Below are 17939 nucleotides of genomic sequence, written 5' to 3'. Positions count from 1 at the left end.
GCCGGTGGTGAGGTGATGGCGGCCGCCTAGGAGTTCCGGAGCGCGGAGATAAGCTCGCTCTTTTTCTTGGCGGAGTAGCCGGTGAGGCCTATTTCCTTGGCCCTGGCTTTGAGCTGCGGGACTGTCCAGTCGTCGTAGTCGCCTGACTTTCCGCCCTTGCGGCCGACGGCGGAGCGGCCCTTTTGGGCTGCCGCATTCGAGATGCGGGCGGCCTTCTGTTTGGACGCGCCGTCCTCACGCAGTTCCTCGTAGAGCTCGGGATCCTTCAGGCTGGGGTTTTTCTTGCCTGGCATGTCATCCTCCTTAATACGGTGGCCCGTGCGCCGCAGCACTGTCTTCGCTGGTCAGGCTTCCACGCTATGTCCGGGCCTGCGCAAAAACAAGGAAACGCTAAGGCTGCTTGCTTTTTGGCCCGGCAAGCAGCGTCGGACGCTTTACACCCCGGCCCGGTGCGGCCACAATGGGTCGCATCGCAGCCCTGTTAGCGCAGCGTGCTGTCACTCAAAACCTGCCACAGGAGAGGGACACCGAAATGAATGACACAACGGACGTCACAGATGCCGACCGTGCACTGAAGCAGAAGCACCGGGCCATGTGGGCGTCGGGGGACTACCCCGCATTGGCCAGCGAACTGATCCTGGACCTCGGAGCTATCCTCGTTGATGCGTGCGGAATCAAGGCCAAACAGCGTGTCCTGGACGTGGCGGCCGGATCGGGCAACGCCGCAATCCCGGCGGCCATGATGGGCGCCCAGGTGATCGCCAGCGACCTCACTCCGGAACTGTTCGACGCCGGCCGGCACCAGGCAGCCGACCGCGGCGTAACGCTGGAATGGCGGGAAGCCGATGCCGAGTCACTGCCGTTCGGGGACAACGAATTCGATACGGTCATGTCCTGCCTGGGCGTGATGTTCGCGCCCCATCACCAGGCGGGGGCGGACGAAATCGTACGGGTATGCAAGCCCGGCGGCACCGTTGGCCTGCTGAGCTGGACGCCTGAAGGGTTCATCGGAAAGATGTTCGCCACCATGAAGCCGTTCGCGCCTCCGCCCCCGCCCGGGGCCCAGCCGCCGCCGCTCTGGGGCAGTGAGGACCACGTGCGTGAACTCTTCGGCGACAGGATCACCGACATCAAGGCGCAGAAGCGCACCGTGGCAATCCACAGCTTCCACCAGCCGGAGGATTTCCTGCGGTACTTCAAGTCCCACTACGGCCCCACCATCTCGGTCTACAAATTCCTCGCCGACGACGACGACAAGGTCAAAGCCCTGGACAAGGCCCTCACGGAGCTGGCGGATTCCTTCGGTGATGCCCACGGTGATGCCGCGTGGCAAATGGAATGGGAGTACCTCCTGCTCACCGCGAAGAAGGCCAAGTAGTGCCGGGGAACCACGTGGCAACGTCCACCATCACCATCGAAGCCCCGCCGGACAGGGTTTGGAAGGTCATCACGGATCCACGGGCGGTGAAGGAGTTTATGTTCGGCGCAGACCTGGCAACGGACTGGACCGTGGGCGGGCCCATCGCCTGGCGCGGGGAATGGGAAGGCAAGCCCTACGAGGATAAGGGGACGGTCCTCGAAGTTGACCCCGGACAAAAGCTGGTCCACACCCATTTCAGCCCCCTCGGCGGCGAGGAGGACAAGCCCGAGAACTACCACACGCTGACGTGGACGCTGGAGGACAAGGGCGGACGGACGCAGCTCACGCTCGCGCAGGACAACAACGCCAGCGAAGATGCGGCCGAACACTCCAGGGGCATGTGGGACATGCTCGTGGCCGACGTCAAGAAGATCACCGAACGCGGCTAGCCAAGCGCTAAAAAACCGGCGGCCGCCGTCGCGCCCGTTCCCCACAAGGGGAGGGGCGCGACGGCGGCCGCCGGCACTTTGTCAGTCGAACGACGTGCCTGCCTAGGCGTCGTGATCCGTTTCCAGGATCCTGACGAGGCTCTCGAGCGCGTCGTCCGCGCCGGTGCCCTCGGCGCGAAGCACTACAACGTCGCCGTGGGAGGCGCCCAGGCTCATCAGGGACAGGATGCTGGCGGCGTCCATGGCCTCATCGGCGGGCTCACCTTCGCGGGCGATGGTGATGTCGAGGTCGTACTCGCCGGCGGCTTCGGCGAAGATGGCGGCGGGACGTGCGTGCAGGCCTACTCGGCTGGCGACGGTTGCGGTGCGTTCTGGCATTTTTGCTCCTTTTGTCTTGCGGCGCCTGTTGGTTCAGCGCCGTTGATATGTAGTGGGTGAAGCCGGGTCAGACCGTTACGGGAACGGACTCCACGGTAGCAGCGGGCTTGGCGGCAGCCCAGCGCTTGAGGGCGATGACGGCCAGGGCGCTGACCACGGTTCCGGCCAGGATGGAGATAACGAACATCACCAGGTTGCCGATGGCGAAGAACACGAAGATGCCGCCGTGGGGTGCCTGCGAGGTGACGCCGGTGGCCATGCAGAGGGCGCCGGTGAGGGCACCGCCCACCATGCTGGCGGGGATGACGCGCAGCGGGTCGGCCGCGGCGAACGGGATGGCACCTTCGGAGATGAAGGAGGCGCCCAGCAGCCAGGCTGCCTTGCCGTTCTCCCGTTCAGCCAGGCTGAAGAGCTTCTTGTCGAGGACAGTGGCCAGGGCCATCGCCAGCGGCGGGACCATGCCCGCAGCCATGACGGTTGCCATGATCTGCCACGGCGCCTGGTTGGTGGCGCTGCCTGCGCTCAGGCCGGCCACTGCGAAGGCGTAGGCAACCTTGTTGACCGGGCCGCCGAGGTCGAAGCACATCATCAGGCCGAGGATGATGCCAAGGACGACGGCGGAGGCGCCGGTCATGCCCGAGAGCCAGGAGTTCAGTGCTGCAGTGAGGCCTGCGATAGGGCCGCCGAGGAGCAGGAACATCAGGCCGGAGGCGAAGATGGATGCGAGCAGCGGGATGATCACCACGGGCATCAGGCCGCGGAGCCAGCGCGGTACCTGCCAGGTCCCGATCAGGTGGGCCATGTAGCCGGCGAGCAGGCCGCCGACGATGCCGCCGAGGAATCCGGCACCCATGAAGCCCGACACCGCACCTGCGACGAAGCCCGGGGCGATACCTGGCCGGTCGGCGATGGCGTAGGCGATGTAGCCGGCCAGCGCGGGGACCAGGAAGCCCATGGACAGGGCACCGATCTTGAAGAGGACCGCACCGAGGTAGATGGCGAGGCCGCCCTCCGGGAGGTTCCCGAAGTTGTTCGCCACGACCACCTTGTCCGCGACGCTGGTGATGTTATAGCCGCCCAGGAGGAAGCCCAGGGCGATCAGCAGACCGCCGCCGGCCACAAACGGGATCATGTAGCTGACACCGGTGAGCAGTGCGCGCTTCAGCTTCTGGCCGATGTGCTCGCCCTTTTCGGACGCTTCCTTCTCAGCCTGTTCTTCGGCGCCGAAGTGCGGGACGCGGCGGGCGTGCGGGTCGTTGGCCGCGGCGAGTGCTTCCTGGACCATCTTGGCGGGCTCGTCGATGCCGCGCTTGACGGGAGCGTTGATGACGGGCTTGCCGGCGAAGCGCTCCTTGCCGCGGACGTCCACGTCCACCGCGAAGATCACGGCTTCCGCGGCGGCGATGACCGCCGGCTCCAGCGGCTTGGCGCCGGAGGAGCCCTGGGTTTCAACCTGCAGGTCCACGCCCATTTCCTGGGCAGCGGCGACCAGCGAGTCGGCGGCCATGTAGGTGTGGGCGATGCCGGTGGGGCACGCGGTCACGGCCACAAGGCGCCTCGGTCCCGCAGAACCAGCGGCGGGGGCGGCAGCAGCGGCGGCCGCGGCAGGCGCCGCATCAGGAGAAGCAGCCGCGTGGGCTGCCGGCTTGTCCGCCAGTGCGCCGTCCACCAGTTCCACGATCGCCTCACGGGAAGACGCCGCACGCAACGCTGCCGTGAAGTCCTTTTTGATCAGGGAGCGGGCCAGCTTGGACAGCAGCTTGAGGTGCTCCTGGTCTGCGCCGTCGGGGGCGGCGATGAAGAAGATCAGGTCCGCCGGGCCGTCCTTGGCGCCGAAGTCCACCTTCGGGTTGAGGCGGGCCATGGCCAGGGTGGGCACGGTGACCGCCGCGGAGCGGCAGTGCGGGATGGCGATGCCGCCGGGGATGCCGGTAGCCGTCTTCTGCTCGCGGGCGAAGGCGTCGGCGAAAAGGCCTTCAACCTCTGATGCGCGTCCGGTGGCAGCCACTTTGCTGGCCAGGTGCCGGATCACGTCCTCGGGCGAGGAGCCCAGGTTCTGGTCGAGCTCGACCAGTTCGGTGGTGATGAGCGCAGTCACTGTCAATCCTTTCGAAGGGCCGTGATGGTTACGGCATCCGGGGTGGTTTGGTGGACTGCCGGGACAGTGGAACCCGGCAGGGAGGCGGCGGCGGCACCGTGTGCCACCGCCTGACGGAGGCAATCGGCCGGGGCGGCGCCCTGGCCGTGGGCGAGCAGGTAGCCAGCCAGCGACGAATCGCCCGCGCCGACCGTACTGACCGCGGTGACCGGCGGATGCGTGGCCAGCCACGCGCCGTCGGCCGTTACCAGGACAGCTCCCTTGGATCCGAGAGTTGCCAGCACAGCACCCACACCGGAACGCACGACGGCGGCGGCGGCCGCTGCGGCAGCCTCCGGATCCGCTTCCAGTTCGTCTGCGGTTGACGCCGTGGCGAAGCCGGCTGCTGCAGCCAGTTCCGCCAGTTCCTCGGCGTTGGGCTTAAGGAGGTCCGGTTTCCCGGACATGCCATCCAGCGAGGTGCCGGATACGGCGGCCACGAGCGGCCCGCCGGAGGAGTCGACGGCGATGAGCGGCGCGCCGCCGTCGGCTCCGGTACCGCCGGCCTTACGCAGCCGCCGGGTGACGGTGGCGTAGAAGTCGGCCGGGAAGCCTGGCGGCAGGGAGCCGGCCAGGACCACCCAGCTGGCGCCGCGGGCGCGCTCCAGCAGCAGGGCGATCAGGGCTTCCTGCTGGTCTGCATCCATGACGGGGCCGGGCTCGTTGATCTTGGTGGTCACGCCGCCCGGTTCGGTGAGGGCGACGTTGGTGCGCAGCGGCTCGTCAATGGGCAGCGCGGCGAACGGTACGCCGTCGTGCTGCAGCCCGGCCAGCACGGGATCGCTGTCGCCGCCGGGAAGTACCGCGATGGTCTGCAGGCCTGACGCGACCAGTGCCCGGGACACATTTACGCCCTTGCCGCCTGATTCCTGGCTGACCGAGACGGCGCGCTGGACCTCGCCGCGTTCCAGCGGTCCGGGCAGGGCAACTGTGCGGTCCAGGCTGGGGTTGGCCGTGAAGGTGACGATCATGCGATCACCACGTCAACGCCGGCCTCTGTCAGGGCTGCCGCCAGTTCCGGGCTGGGCTCGCTGTCTGTAATCAAGGTGTCCAGATCTTTCAGTGAGGCGAACTGGACCAGGGTTTCTGCGTCCAGCTTGGAGGAATCGGCCAGCACTACGATGCGGCGGGCCGAATGGACGAAGGCTGCCTTGACGGCGGCTTCTTCAGGATCGGGGGTGCTGAGGCCAAAGCTGGGGTGGATGCCGTTGGTGCCGATGAACGCAATGTCCGGGCGCATCCGCTGCGCCGCCTCCACCGTTGCCTGTCCCACGGCTGCCTGGGTGAGGCCGCGGACCCGCCCGCCCAGGATCTGGAGGGCGATTCCGGGCGTGCTGGACAGCCTGGCGGCAATCGGAACGGCGTGGGTGATCACCACAAGTTCGGCGCCGGGTTCGGTGGCGGAAGGCTCGACGGCCGTGCGCCGGGAGAGGAGGTCGGCCAGGACTTCGGTGGTGGAGCCGGCGTCGATCAGGATGCTTCCGGAGGCCGCCTGCGGGATCAGGGCCATCGCGGCCTCGGCGATGCGCCTTTTTTGGTCGGGGCGCTGGATGGCCCGTTCGTTGATGCTTTCCTCGGTGGTGCTGAACCGGTCCGCGGCGACGGCGCCGCCGTGGACCCTGCGGACGGTCCCGGCGGTTTCCAGGGTGGCGAGGTCGCGGCGGACGGTTTCGGTGGTGATGCGGAAGCGCTCAGCTAGCAGGGTCACACTGACCCGGCCGCTGCCGGCAACAAGCTCGGCAATCTTCTGCTGGCGCTCTTCGGCGAACACGTACCCTCCGTTGCGTAAAGTCCTGCGGGATTCTTTGAGTGACTGGCATCACATGATGTGGAATTACTTGACTTTATCTTTGTTTATGTTGGTTTGTCAATGGAAACCCACACGAAACAAAGAGGGGCGTTCGCGCGTGGGCTGCCGGGCCGGGGTGTGCACCAAAAAAGCCGGGCCGGACCGCAGTGGTCCGGCCCGGCTTTTCGGGTTCATGTCGCTTTCCGCCCTGCGGTTACAGGCCGCCGTCGCGGCTTTCGTTGCGGGTGATGCGTTCGCCGGTGTTGGGGTCAACCACTGAACGGGTTTCACTGACCCGCCGGCTCCGGCCCGGCGAGGCCAGGATCAGCGAAGCGATGAGTCCGACCACGCCTACAGCCATCAGGATGTACCCGATCATGACCTGGTCGACGAAGGGGATCAGTCCCGGGGCGACTGCCCAGGCGAGGATGGCGCCGATGGCGATGAGGAAGATGGAGGAACCGATTCTCATGACTTGCTCCTTATTGTCCGCGGATTGGTGGGCGGTACTTCTGGAACTGCAGGACGTTGCGCGGTAGTGCCATGCGTTTGCTAAGCATGCTGTCTGTCTAGCGTCAGGCTACAGCGCCGTCATGGCCGATTCAACGACCGGGCGAAGGTGCGGCGCAATCGTAACCATGCGGCGCGGTGCCACTGCACCCCGCCCGATGGTTAGGCTGATCCGATGGAAACTGTTGTGTGGTCCAAGCCGGAGGAGGAGCGGGCCGGCACGCCGTTGCTGGTGATGATGCACGGCTACGGCACTGACGAGTCCCGGATGGTGCGGCTGTTTGACTATCTGCCGCCGGACTTCACCTGCGCGGCGTTGCGTGCGCCCATGGTCATCGGCGACCACTATGGCTGGTTCCTCCTGGACTACTTCCTCGCCAACGACTTTGCCGACGTCATCAGCACCACCAACACGGTCCATGACTGGATCAATTCGGTCAGGGGCCAGCACAGCAGCGTGAGCCTGCTGGGCTATTCGCAGGGCATGGCCATGGCCAGTACCCTGCTGCGGCTGCACCCAAAAAGCTATCAGGCCGTGGTGGGCCTGTCCGGCTTCGTGCTCGAGAACGACCTCCTGGCGCTGACTGACTCCTTCGAAGCCCCGCCGCCGTTCTTCTGGGGCCGGGATAAGGCGGACCTGGTGATCAACGAGGACGCCACCGCCCACACCGAAGAATGGCTGAACGCCAACACGCAGCTCACGGCCAGGACCTACCCCGGGATGGGGCACGCGATGAGCAAGGCGGAAATGGTGGATGTCAGCGCCTTCCTCCGCCACTACGTCCTCACCTAGCCGGGCGAAGGTCTCACATGCTCCGCGCCCGGATGGGATAGCCCGGACGCGTTGAGAGTCGCGTCACACTCCGGCGCGGAGAAAAAACAGTTGCACGCCAAATTTGTAAGCGCTTACACTCGAGTTCGGCCGACTCCACCGGCCCTTGAACTGGGCGGGAAGGAAGATCTGCCGCATGCACGTGTTTCATGGCCGGGCGCTGGTCGCGCCACCGGCCGTCCGCTGGTGGTCTGCCGTCCGGTTTGTCATGGCGCAGCAAGGCGCCCATGATGGAAGAAGGCATTCATCAGCGCCCCTCCGGCCCGCCGTGGCATTTCAGCCCACGCCCCCGCGCCGCGCTTGCTGATAGCAGCGGACACCGTCGCCGCTCCCCACCCCGCACCGCTATACCAGGCACCGCCCACCCCAAGCACCGCGCCCGCCGAGCCTGCCCGCCGTCTGAAAGGACACCGCACCGCGCATGACTGAACTTCTGAGCCACCCGACCAACTGGACCGGCGCCTCCGCCATTCTCTTCGACCTCGACGGAGTGCTCACCCCTACGGCCACTGTCCACGAGCAGGCCTGGCAGGAACTCTTCGAAAGCTACCTGGCAACGCAGCCTCAGGTCCCCGGCTACCGGGAGAGCGACTACTTCGACCACATCGACGGCAAGCCGCGGTTCGACGGCGTCCGCGACTTCCTCGCCTCGCGCGGCATTGTGCTGCCCGAGGGTCCCACCGACGACGATCCCGCCCACACCACGGTGCAGGGCCTGGGCAACCGCAAGAACCGGATTTTCAACGACATTGTCAGCTCCGGCGTGGAGCCGTTCGAGGGTTCGGTGCGTTTCATCGAAGCCGTGCTCGCGCAGGGACTGAAGGTCGCCGTCGTCTCCTCCTCCCGGAACGCCCCGGCGGTACTCAAGGCCGCCGGCCTGAGCGACCGCTTCCCGGTGGTGGTTGACGGCGTCGTGGCCGCCGCCGAGGGCCTGCCCGGCAAGCCCAGCCCCGCCACCTACGATTACGCTGCCCGGCTGCTGGAACTTCCCAGCGAGGAATGCGTGGTGGTGGAGGACGCCGTGTCAGGTGTGCAGGCGGGCCACGCCGGCTCCTTCCACTCCGTGATCGGCGTGGACCGCGGCGCAGGCAGGCAGACCCTGCTGGACGCGGGCGCCACCCTGGTGGTCAACGACCTGAAGGAACTCCTGTAGCCCGCTAACTCCCGGGTCCGGCTGTTCCCCCGATGGCCTGCTCCGCATGATTTATCCGCGGCTTCCTTCCCCCAGGGCAAACCGCACAACGAACCCCCACGCATGCCCGCCACGGGCACGCACAAAAGCGCCCTAAGCCGGATGAGACCCGGCTGCCCAGCACAACGCCAAAAGGACCCCAACACCATGGCTCTTATCACCGCGGACCGCGAACGGTTCCCCAACACCCCCTGGCAGCTTGTGGAGACCCGCCACGAGCCTGGCAACGCCGGTACCCTGGAGACCCTTTTCGCGCTGGGCAACGGGCACCTTGGCATCCGTGGCGCGCACTGGGCGGCCGCCGACGCCGACCTGCCGGGCAGCTTCATCAACGGCCTGCACGAGATCTGGGACATCAAGCATGCCGAGAACGCGTTCGGCTTCGCCCGGACCGGGCAGCGGATCATCTACATCCCCGATGCGAACAACTTCACGGTGATCATCGACGGCGAGACGCTGAGCCTTGCCGAGTCGGCGGTGCAGGAATACCGCCGGTCGGTGGACTTCTCCACCGGCATCTACGAATGCCGCATCACCTGGCTGTGCCGCTCCGGTGCCACCGTCACCACCACCGAGCGCCGGGCCGTAGGCTTCGCGTCCCGCGGCAGCCTGGGCATCTCCCTTGAAGTATCGGCGGACCGCGACGTGTCAGCAGACGTCACCTCCTCGGTCATCAACCGCCAGGACCAGCCGGTGGAGGACCATTCCGAGCACGACCCGCGCCGCGCGGGCCGCCACGCCGGCCGTGTCCTGCTGCCGTTGCGGCTCGACGGCGGCGACGGCTCGCTCCGTCTCTCGTGGGAGGCCGCGGAATCCAAGCAGCGCGTGGGGATCGCCGTTGACCACTGGACCTCCGCGGGCCACCAGCCGTTCGACACCCTCGTGGACCAGGACGACAGCAGCGTCCGGTACGTCCTCGCCGTTGGCGCCGATGAGCCGTTCCGGCTCGAGAAAATCGTCAGCTACGCCGCGGGCCGTGGCGTCCAGGACTCCGGACGGGACGCAGCGGAAGCCGCCGAAGAGGGGCTGCGCTCAGTGGAGGACATCTTCGCTGAAAGCCGCGAGCACTACCGGGACTACTGGGCAACGTCGGACATCGTGGTGGGCGGCGGGCCCGAACTGCAGCAGGCCATCCGCTGGAACCTGTTCCAGCTGGCCCAGGCCACCGCGCGTGCCGACGTCGCAGGCATCCCTGCGAAGGGAGTCAGCGGCTCCGGGTATGAGGGGCACTATTTCTGGGACCAGGAGGTGTACCTCCTGCCCTACCTGACGTACACGAACCCGGAGGGGGCCCGCCAGGTCCTGGAGTTCCGGCACGAGATGCTTCCCACCGCCCGGATCCGTGCCAAGGAACTGAGCGTGGACGGGGCGCTGTTCCCGTGGCGCACCATCAACGGGCTGGAAGCGAGCGCCTACTACGCTGCCGGAACCGCGCAGTTCCACATCGCGGCGGCCATCGCTTTCGCGGCCAACCGGTACGTCTGGGCCAGCGGCGACGCGGCCTTCCGCGACGGCATGGGTGCGGAACTGCTGATTGAGACGGCCCGCATGTGGATCTCCCTGGGCTTCTTCGGCAAGGACGGTCTTTTCCACATCCACGGCGTTACCGGCCCGGACGAGTACACCGCCGTGGTCAACGACAACCTCTACACCAACGTGATGGCCCGCTTTAACCTGCGCGCCGCCGCTGCCCTGGGGCACGCCGAAATCAGCGACGAAGAACGCCAGTTGTGGTCGGCCGCGGCCGACCGGATGCAGCTTCCGTTCGATGACCGGATGCAGGTGCATTCCCAGGACAACGACTTCATGACCCTCGAGCCGTGGGACTGGACCACTCCCCGGTCCAAATACCCGCTGCTGCTGCACTTCCACCCGCTGGTGATCTACCGCCACCAGGTGCTCAAGCAGGCCGACACGGTGCTGGCGATGTTCCTGCAGTGGCAGGACTTCACGGCGGAGGAAAAGCGCCGGGCCTTCGATTTCTACGACCCCATCACCACGGGCGACTCCACCCTGTCCGCCTGTGTCCAGGGGATCATGGCCGCCGAGGTGGGCTACCCCAAGGCGGCGCTGGAGCACTTTACCAACGCCGTGTTCATCGACCTGGACGACACCCACGGCAACACGATCGACGGCGTGCATATCGCGTCCACCGGCGGAGTGTGGAGCTCGCTGGTCTGCGGCTTCGCGGGCCTCCGTGACCAGGGCCCGGTGCCGTTCTTTGATCCGCGGCTGCCCGCGGAGTGGGAAAGCCTCGCCTTCCACCTCAAGGTCCAGGGCAGGCTGCTGCAGGTGGAGCTCGACGCCGGCTCCCTCACCCTTACCGTGTCCGGGGGTGAGCCGCTCGACGTTGACGTCCGCGGAGAGCTGTTCAGCGTGGGCAGCGAACCGGTCCGCGTGGCGCTGGCCCCGGTCCAGGTCCCGGAGCCCACGGTCTTCCCCAGCGGACCCCCGACGGCGAGCATCCCCGTCGTGCGCGCCCGCTAACCCCTGTGGCCTGACTCCTGCTGGCCTCAGCCGCGGTACGCCTGTTCAAGCGGCAGGGGCCGGCGCTGCGCGCGTCAGTCTCCTGCCGCCGTCGTGCGTTCCACCTCCGGCGCCCTGTCCAGCGGGTGGGCAATCTCGTCCTGGGGCATCTTGGCGACGATTGACGCGATCACGGCCACGACGGGGCACACGCCGCCGGCCACCAGGAAGATCAGCCAGATGGGGAGCACCTCAGCGGCGGGTCCGGCCAGGGCCATGGACACCGGCATCAGCGCCAGGGACACAAAGAAGTCCAGGCTGGAGACCCGGCCAAGCAGGTGGGGCGGGACGCGGCGCTGGAGCAGCGTTCCCCAGATGACCATGCCCACGCTGCCGGTGGCACCAAAGATGAACAGGGCCGCGGCCAGGGCCCAGAAGTTGTCCATGATTCCGACGGCGGCCAGCGGCAGGGAGCCCACGCCCCAGGACACCATCATCACCGTGAGATACCGCCGGGGCAGCCTCAGCGACGCGGTCACCAGAGACGCCGCGGCCCCGCCGACGCCCATGATGGCGAGCAGGAAACCGAACATGCTGGAGTCGCCGCCCAGCTGGTCGCGGACCACAAACGGGAGCAGCACTTCGATGGGCCCGATCAGGAAAAGCACCGAAATGCAGGCCCACAGCAGGGTCCAAAGCAGCCAGGGCGTGCGCAGCGTATAGCTGATGCCTTCGCGGAGGTCGTGGAAAAAGGACGACTTGGGCCGCCGTTTGCCGGTCATGCCGCTGTCGTGCCCACCGCCGGCCTCGGAGCCGTTGGCGGGCGCCGCCAGGGCGTGCTGGCCCAGGAAATTCAGGATGATGAACGCCATCAGGTGGCAGGCAGCCACGCCGGTGACCGCGTGCGCCGGTGAGAGCGCGGCCACCAGGATGCCGGCGACGGCGGGCCCGGCCGCCTGCTGGAGGGTAGGGCGCATGGTCCCCTCCATGCCGTTGGCCGCGAGCAGGTCCTCCGGCGGCAGGATCCGCGGCAGGATGGCCGAGTACGCGGGGAAGAAGAACGCGGCGCCGACGCCCAGCACAAAGGCGCCCACGGCGAGGTGCCAGATCTGCAGCCAGCCGGCGATGGACAGGGCGCTGATGCCTGCGATGACGGCCAGGTTGGCGCCTTCCACCGCGATGATCAGGAGACGCTGCGGGAAGCGGTCGGCCGCGATGCCGCCCGCCAGGACAAACGCCACCAGGCCCACGCTGCCGCCAGTGGCAACCAGCGAGAGCTCCAGCGGGCCACCGCCCAGGTGGATCACCTGGTAGACCATCGCGACAGCCCACATCCCGGATCCGAAGATGGAGATGGCCAGGGCAGCGATCAGGACCCTGTACTCACGGTGCGCAAAGGGCCGCAGGGCTTTGAGGGTGGGCATAGGGTAAGTCTAGGCTTTGGGGAAATCGGGGGGTACTGGAATGCAGCCTGCAGGGCAACTTGACGAGCAGCCGCAACGGCGCATCCACCGGCAGCCGCTTGCCGTAGTCACCGGCGCCGGCCGGGGCTTCGGTGAGGCGCTTGCCGGGGAGCTTTCGGCGGCGGGATGGCTGGTAGTTGCGGTGGTGCGGCAGGCCGCGCAGTCCGCGGCGCTGGACCTTTTGCCGGGGGTGCAGGCCGTGGTCCACGACGTCCGGTCCGAGGACGTGTCAACCGTTATTGACGCGGTGCGGGGGCGTCCGGTGGATCTCCTCATCAATAATGCGGCCCAGGGGGCGCCGCATCAGCCGCTGGGCGGGGTGGACGCGGCGGGTGTGCTGAACGCCGTGGACGTGAACGCGGCCGGTCCGCTGCGGATAGTGCAGGCGCTGCTGCCGCAGCTGCTCGACGCCGACGATCCGGTCATTGTGAACGTCACGTCCCGGCTGGGGTCGCTCTCGGCCCAGGCCCGCGGGGACTTCGCAGGCCTTTCCACGAGTTATGCGTACCGGGTGTCCAAGGCTGCCCAGAACATGCTGACCGTGTCCCTTGCCCAGGACCTGGCGGGCCAGGTCCGCTGCTGGGCGGTCCATCCCGGCAAGCTCGCTACCGGCATGGGGCAGGCCGACGCCGTGAAGCCACCCCGTGCTGCGGCGCGTGAGCTGCTGGAGCTGCTGGAATCAGACGAGCGCCGGTCGCCAAGCTTCGTGTCGCTCGGCGCGCCCGATTTGGACTGGTGAACCTTGGAAAGCACTCAGGCCGGGTCATGGCGGCGCAGCCTGGCTTTTGTAGGCGCCAACCATGGCCTCGCGCTCCATCCCGTGGACGCCAGCGGCGAACAGCTTCCGGGTGAGGCAGCCAGCTGCTTCGCCTCCTTCTGGATGGCGGAGTGGTCGCGCTGGGGAACGGGCAACGCCCTCATCGTTGCCACCCTGCAGGGCTGGCGGAGTTACGGAAGCAACGAGTTCTTCGCCGCCACGCTCGCGGCCGAACTGACCCGCCACTTCCCGGAGGCAGCCAGGTTCCCGCTCGACGGGATCACGCACACCCAGGACGAGTTCGACGTCGAACTGGACCTGGAGCGCGGATTCCGCGCCACCGGGCGCAAGGCTGAGCTGGAACTCGCAGGGATCCTGGACCGCCGGCCCTTTACGCAGCCGGAATTCCAGCTCGGGCCAAACTCCGCGGCCCTGAGCAATGTCTACCTGCCGTGCAGCAGCGGCCGGCTGGCCGAATTCGGAGTGGAATGGCCCGGCGCGCCGAGCGTTTATCCGGGACCGCGGGGGCCGTCGTCGTCCGGTTACATGGCCGTCGCCGAATCCTGGGTGATGTAGGGGACCTGCCGGTGATGTAGGGGAGCCGGGCAGGTTGGCCTAGTGTTAAGCAACCTTAGTATTTAGGTACGGCAGCGAAGGTTGCCGCGGACGAAAGCAGAGGTGACCATGGCCAAGCGCAGCAATCCCGCCGTGCGGATCGCACAGGAAACCGCCCACAACGCGGTGTTCGACGCCGAAGGAAAGCCCAAACCGGGAGTCCACAACATGCTGCTTCGGGCAGTGGAGATCCAGCGTCCGCTGGTGCTGGCCTACATTCGCCGGGTGCAGCGCAAACAGCCACACGCATCGGCTGCGCAGCTCGCTGTAAGAATTGAGCGGGACTACCTCGCGGCGGTGACCGGCGGCGGCGCGATCGTGGGTGCCACGGCGCTGGTTCCCGGCGTCGGGACCGTCGCATCACTCGGCCTTTCCGCTGCGGCCACTGTGGGATTCCTCGAGGCCACGGCCCTGTATGCCACGTCGCTCGCCGAGCTTCACGGCATCCGCCTGACCAACCCGGAAAAGGCCAGCACCATGGTCATGGCCATCATGCTGGGTGAAGAGGGCACCGCCTTGCTGGGTACGCTGAGCGGCCAGGCATTGGGCAAGGGTGCGAGTCCCACCAAAGCGTGGGGCAACGCGCTCTCGAAGTCGCTCCCCGGGTCCGGGTTCGGCGCCGTCCGGAACAGGATCCAGAAAGCCTTCCTGAAGAGTCTGGTGAAGCGCCAGGGTACGGCGCTGTTCGGCCGCGCCCTGCCGTTCGGCATCGGCGCTGTGGTGGGCGGCGCGGGAAACCTGATGATGGGGCGGGCTGTGGTGGCGAACGCCAAGGAGGCTTTCGGGCCGATGCCGGATACGATTCCAGGGGAGCTCAAAGCCGCCGGCGCGGGCCCGGACAACCTCACTCTGGAAGGCAACAACCTTGGACCTCAACGCTGACCTTGGCGAATCATTCGGCTCGTGGAATATGGGCGACGACGCCGCGATGTTCCGGCTGGTCACCAGTGCCAACGTGGCCTGCGGCTTCCACGCAGGCGACCCCGTCACCATGCTGGACAGCTGCCGCGCCGCCTTCGAACTTGATGTGACCGTCGGTGCGCACGTGGGGTACCGGGACCTGGCAGGTTTCGGCCGGCGCTCCCTGGACATGTCCTTCGATGAGCTTTTCGGCGACGTCCTCTACCAGCTGGGCGCCCTGGACGGCGTGGCTCACGCAGTTGGTGCCTCCGTTGACTACGTCAAGCCGCACGGCGCACTGTACAACCGCCTGGTCCACGACGCCGAGCAGGCTTCAGCCGTGGTTGCCGCCATCCAGGCTTACGACCCCGGGCTGCCCATCCTCGGACTGCCGGGCTCGCAGCTGCTGATCCAGGCCAAGGACGCCGGCCACCCCGTTTTTGTCGAGGCCTTTGTGGACCGCGCCTATCAGGCGGACGGCACGCTGGTCCCGCGCTCGCAGGCAGGCGCCGTGCTGCACGACGTCGATTCCATCGTCGAGCGCGCGGTGCGCCTGGCCGTGAAGGGCGAGGTCGTCGCTGTTGACGGGACAGTGGTGCAGGTCAGGCCCGACTCGCTGTGCATCCACGGCGACACCCCCGGGGCAGTGGAGATGGCAGCGGGAGTCCGCGCCGGCCTTGAAGCGGCAGGCGTGGAACTGGAGTCCTTCGCGTAGTCCGCCCGCCTCCTGCAACGCGGGGTCACTTAATGCCCATTCGGAGGCGTTTATCGGGCGTTAAGTGACCCCGCGTTGCTTTGGAGAGGGACGGGTCAGCCGAAGACCAGGTGCGCCGCGCTGAAGATGGCCAGCCCGGCCAGCGAGCCCACCACGGTTCCGTTGATCCGGATGAACTGAAGGTCCTTGCCCACCTGGAGTTCGATCTTCTGGGACGTTTCCTCAGCATCCCACCGCGCCACGGTATCGGTGATAACTCCCGCGATGTCCGAACGGTACGTCCGCACCAGGTAACCGGCGGCGTCGCCGATCCAGGCGTTGACCTTGCCGGCCAGTTCGGCGTCGTTCACCAGGCGTGAGCCGAAGTCCCGGACCGCAGCCTTGAACTTCACCGTCAGTTCGCTGTCGGGATCATCCACGGCCGTGAGCAGCGCGTTCTTCACGGTGCCCCACGTCCGGGAGGCCAGTTCGCGGACCTCGGGATCACCCAGGACCTGTGCCTTGATCTCCTCCGCGCGGGCAATCATGGCGGGATCATGCTGGAGGTCCTGCGCAAGGTCGGTGAGGTACTTGTCGATCTGCTGCCGCACCTGGTGGTTGGGATCGGACTGCACGGCACGGGTGAACTTGAGGATCTCCACATAGACCTTGTCGCCCACCAGCCCGTCCACGAACTGCGGAACCCAGGCGGGGGAGCGGTCCGACACCAGCCGGCTGACGGTTTCGTGGTTGTCGTCCACCCAGTCGGCGGCGCGGTCCACGAGCAGGTCCACGAGTTTGTGGTGGTGGCCGTCGGCGAAAATCCGCTCCGCCATCCGTCCCACGGGAGGTCCCCACGGCGGCGCCAGCAGATGCTTGCGCACCATTCCCTCGATAACTGCCTGGACGTCGTCGTCGTTCAGGACCTTAAAGGCGCCGCGGATGACGGCGGCACCTTCCTTTGCCACCCGCTCGGCACCACCGGGACCGGACAGCCATTCGCCGGCCTCGCGGGCGATGTTCACGCTGGCGAGCTTGTCCTGCACCACCTGCTCGGACAGGAAATTGGTCTCGACGAACTCACCCAGCGACGCGCCGATCTGGTCCTTGCGCCGCGGAATGATGGCGGTGTGCGGGATCTTGATCCCCATCGGGTACTTGAACAGCGCGGTCACGGCGAACCAGTCGGCCAGCGCACCCACCATGCCACCTTCCGCCGCCGCCCGGACATATTGCAGCCACGGGTACTCCTTCTGGAGGGCGAACGCGAAGACAAAAATGACCGCCATGGCGATCAGCAGGCCCAGCGCCAGCAGCTTCATTTTCCGCAGCGCTGCCGCCTTTTCGGCGTCACCCGCACTGAGCTGATGGCCGACGACGGCGGCGCCCCTTTGGGCGGGCACGTCGGGCCGGGTGGGGTCCTGCCGGGTAATTGGCTCAGAGTTCACCTGCATGTGCCCAGCCTAGTCCCGCCCACGGTCGCAGGGTCCGCTACCGTGTCTGCATGACCATCGACGCGTCTGCACCCCACCGGCCCCTGGTTTATGCCCACCGCGGCGCCAGCGCCGCCTTTGCCGAGCACACCCGGGCCGCCTACCTCCAGGCACTGGCCGACGGCTCCGACGGAGTCGAGTGCGACGTCCACCTCACCCGGGACCAGCACGCCGTCCTGCTCCACGACGCGAACCTGGACCGCACCTCCGACGGAACCGGGCCGGTTGCGGACCACACGCTCGAGGAGTTGAGGCTCCTGGATTTTTCGTCGTGGAAAGGCGTGCGGATTCCCGAGGAATACGGAGCCCGCTCGGAACAGTTCCTGACACTCAAGGAGCTCCTTGGCATCCTCCGCGGTGCCGGACGGCCTGTGGGGCTCGCCATCGAGCTGAAGCACCCCAGCCCGTACCAGCTGAAGCTGGAGGACCGTGTCCTGGACGTTCTCCGGAGCGAAGGCTGGGACCCGGCGACGTCAACCGTGGACAACGTCCGGGTGACGTTCATGAGCTTCAGCCCGGATTCGGTGAAGCACCTGCTCCACACCGTGCCTGCGGAGTTCATCTGCCAGCTGGTGGATGAGATAGACGTCGACGAAGTCCGCGAAGAGCTCGGCCTCGGTGCGCTCACCGGCAGCGCTGTCGCCAACGTCATGAAGGCTGCGCAGCTGGAAGGCGAACGCATCCTCGATGACTGCGAAGTGAGGCTGGCCGGGCCGGGCATCGATTACGTCCGCCAGCACGCCCGCACAGTGCAGCGGTGGCTGGAATCCGGCCGGCGCTTCCGGGTATGGACCGTGGATTCCGAGCGGGATGTGGCGCTTTGCCAGGGCCTGGGCATCCACGAGATCACCACGAACATGCCCGCCCGGGTTTTGGCCCAGCTCTAGGCCGCCCCTTGACCGGT

General features: G+C 67.1%; 18 protein-coding genes. 10 read left to right on the top strand and 8 right to left on the bottom strand.

The window, feature by feature from the left end:
• Positions 1-26: 26 nt before the first annotated feature.
• Entirely contained in the window at positions 27-293 is a 267-nt protein-coding gene (locus J2X42_RS03565; RefSeq protein WP_310162292.1) for a Rho termination factor N-terminal domain-containing protein, read from the bottom strand.
• A 239-nt stretch (positions 294-532) separates the two neighbouring features.
• Here J2X42_RS03565 and J2X42_RS03560 point away from each other — a divergent pair, with 239 nt between their 5' ends.
• Together J2X42_RS03560 and J2X42_RS03555 are read left to right on the top strand one after the other, a co-directional pair.
• Positions 533-1378: a class I SAM-dependent methyltransferase gene (locus J2X42_RS03560; protein ID WP_310162291.1), complete on the top strand. Its 846-nt coding sequence runs from the start codon at positions 533-535 to the stop codon at positions 1376-1378.
• Between the two features lie 14 nt (positions 1379-1392).
• Positions 1393-1809 carry an SRPBCC domain-containing protein gene (locus tag J2X42_RS03555; protein ID WP_310162289.1) on the top strand — a complete coding sequence of 139 codons (417 nt, stop codon included), beginning with the start codon at positions 1393-1395 and terminating at the stop codon, positions 1807-1809.
• Positions 1810-1911: 102 nt separating this feature from the next.
• Here the strand turns inward: J2X42_RS03555 and J2X42_RS03550 are convergent, their stop codons facing one another.
• The 5 genes from J2X42_RS03550 to J2X42_RS03530 form a co-directional block, all read right to left on the bottom strand.
• Positions 1912-2187: an HPr family phosphocarrier protein gene (locus J2X42_RS03550; protein ID WP_310162288.1), complete on the bottom strand. Its 276-nt coding sequence runs from the start codon at positions 2185-2187 to the stop codon at positions 1912-1914.
• A 67-nt stretch (positions 2188-2254) separates the two neighbouring features.
• Positions 2255-4285: a fructose-specific PTS transporter subunit EIIC gene (locus J2X42_RS03545; protein WP_310162287.1), complete on the bottom strand. Its 2031-nt coding sequence runs from the start codon at positions 4283-4285 to the stop codon at positions 2255-2257.
• A 2-nt stretch (positions 4286-4287) separates the two neighbouring features.
• The gene (locus J2X42_RS03540; RefSeq protein WP_310162285.1) at positions 4288-5295 is read right to left on the bottom strand and encodes a hexose kinase; all 1008 of its coding nucleotides are present in this window, start codon (positions 5293-5295) and stop codon (positions 4288-4290) included.
• Complete coding sequence (locus J2X42_RS03535; RefSeq protein WP_310162282.1) at positions 5292-6095, bottom strand: DeoR/GlpR family DNA-binding transcription regulator; 804 nt, start codon at positions 6093-6095, stop codon at positions 5292-5294. Before J2X42_RS03535 ends, J2X42_RS03540 begins: the two co-directional genes overlap by 4 nt.
• A 232-nt stretch (positions 6096-6327) precedes the next feature.
• Positions 6328-6585 carry a DUF6458 family protein gene (locus J2X42_RS03530; RefSeq protein WP_310162280.1) on the bottom strand — a complete coding sequence of 86 codons (258 nt, stop codon included), beginning with the start codon at positions 6583-6585 and terminating at the stop codon, positions 6328-6330.
• Positions 6586-6798: 213 nt separating this feature from the next.
• Here J2X42_RS03530 and J2X42_RS03525 point away from each other — a divergent pair, with 213 nt between their 5' ends.
• The 3 genes from J2X42_RS03525 to J2X42_RS03515 all read left to right on the top strand — a co-directional run bounded on the left by J2X42_RS03525 (position 6799) and on the right by J2X42_RS03515 (position 11134).
• Positions 6799-7416 (top strand): phospholipase, encoded by a 618-nt coding sequence (locus J2X42_RS03525; RefSeq protein ID WP_310162278.1) that lies wholly within the window; start codon positions 6799-6801, stop codon positions 7414-7416.
• 460 nt (positions 7417-7876) lie between these two features.
• Positions 7877-8608, top strand: coding sequence for an HAD-IA family hydrolase (locus J2X42_RS03520; RefSeq protein WP_310162277.1), 732 nt, complete (start codon positions 7877-7879; stop codon positions 8606-8608).
• Between the two features lie 186 nt (positions 8609-8794).
• On the top strand, positions 8795-11134 hold the full coding sequence (locus tag J2X42_RS03515) for a glycosyl hydrolase family 65 protein (RefSeq protein ID WP_310162275.1): 2340 nt from the start codon (positions 8795-8797) through the stop codon (positions 11132-11134).
• A 74-nt stretch (positions 11135-11208) separates the two neighbouring features.
• Here J2X42_RS03515 and J2X42_RS03510 read toward each other — a convergent pair whose 3' ends face one another.
• Entirely contained in the window at positions 11209-12537 is a 1329-nt protein-coding gene (locus J2X42_RS03510) for an MFS transporter (protein WP_310162274.1), read from the bottom strand.
• Positions 12538-12577: 40 nt separating this feature from the next.
• Between J2X42_RS03510 and J2X42_RS03505 the strand changes: the two genes are divergently transcribed.
• The 4 genes from J2X42_RS03505 to J2X42_RS03490 all read left to right on the top strand — a co-directional run bounded on the left by J2X42_RS03505 (position 12578) and on the right by J2X42_RS03490 (position 15563).
• Positions 12578-13315, top strand: a complete 738-nt coding sequence (locus tag J2X42_RS03505; RefSeq protein WP_310162272.1) for an SDR family NAD(P)-dependent oxidoreductase — start codon at positions 12578-12580, stop codon at positions 13313-13315.
• Positions 13316-13318: 3 nt separating this feature from the next.
• Positions 13319-13909, top strand: a complete 591-nt coding sequence (locus J2X42_RS03500; RefSeq protein ID WP_310162268.1) for a hypothetical protein — start codon at positions 13319-13321, stop codon at positions 13907-13909.
• Positions 13910-14017: 108 nt separating this feature from the next.
• Positions 14018-14830, top strand: coding sequence for a hypothetical protein (locus tag J2X42_RS03495; protein ID WP_310162266.1), 813 nt, complete (start codon positions 14018-14020; stop codon positions 14828-14830).
• A complete protein-coding gene (locus J2X42_RS03490; RefSeq protein ID WP_310162265.1) occupies positions 14814-15563 on the top strand; it encodes a 5-oxoprolinase subunit PxpA in 750 nt (249 codons plus the stop codon). Before J2X42_RS03495 ends, J2X42_RS03490 begins: the two co-directional genes overlap by 17 nt.
• A gap of 95 nt (positions 15564-15658) precedes the next feature.
• Here the strand turns inward: J2X42_RS03490 and J2X42_RS03485 are convergent, their stop codons facing one another.
• Positions 15659-16996, bottom strand: coding sequence for a DUF445 domain-containing protein (locus tag J2X42_RS03485; RefSeq protein WP_310162263.1), 1338 nt, complete (start codon positions 16994-16996; stop codon positions 15659-15661).
• A gap of 50 nt (positions 16997-17046) precedes the next feature.
• On the opposite strand from J2X42_RS03485, the gene J2X42_RS03480 reads away from it, so the two are divergent.
• Complete coding sequence (locus J2X42_RS03480; protein ID WP_310162259.1) at positions 17047-17922, top strand: glycerophosphodiester phosphodiesterase family protein; 876 nt, start codon at positions 17047-17049, stop codon at positions 17920-17922.
• Positions 17923-17939: the final 17 nt, after the last annotated feature.

The sequence above is a fragment of the Arthrobacter sp. BE255 genome (genome assembly GCF_031457335.1).
Taxonomy (GTDB): domain Bacteria; phylum Actinomycetota; class Actinomycetes; order Actinomycetales; family Micrococcaceae; genus Arthrobacter.
Note: the sequence above shows the minus strand (reverse complement) of the source record. Positions and strands in the feature narration are given on the sequence as shown.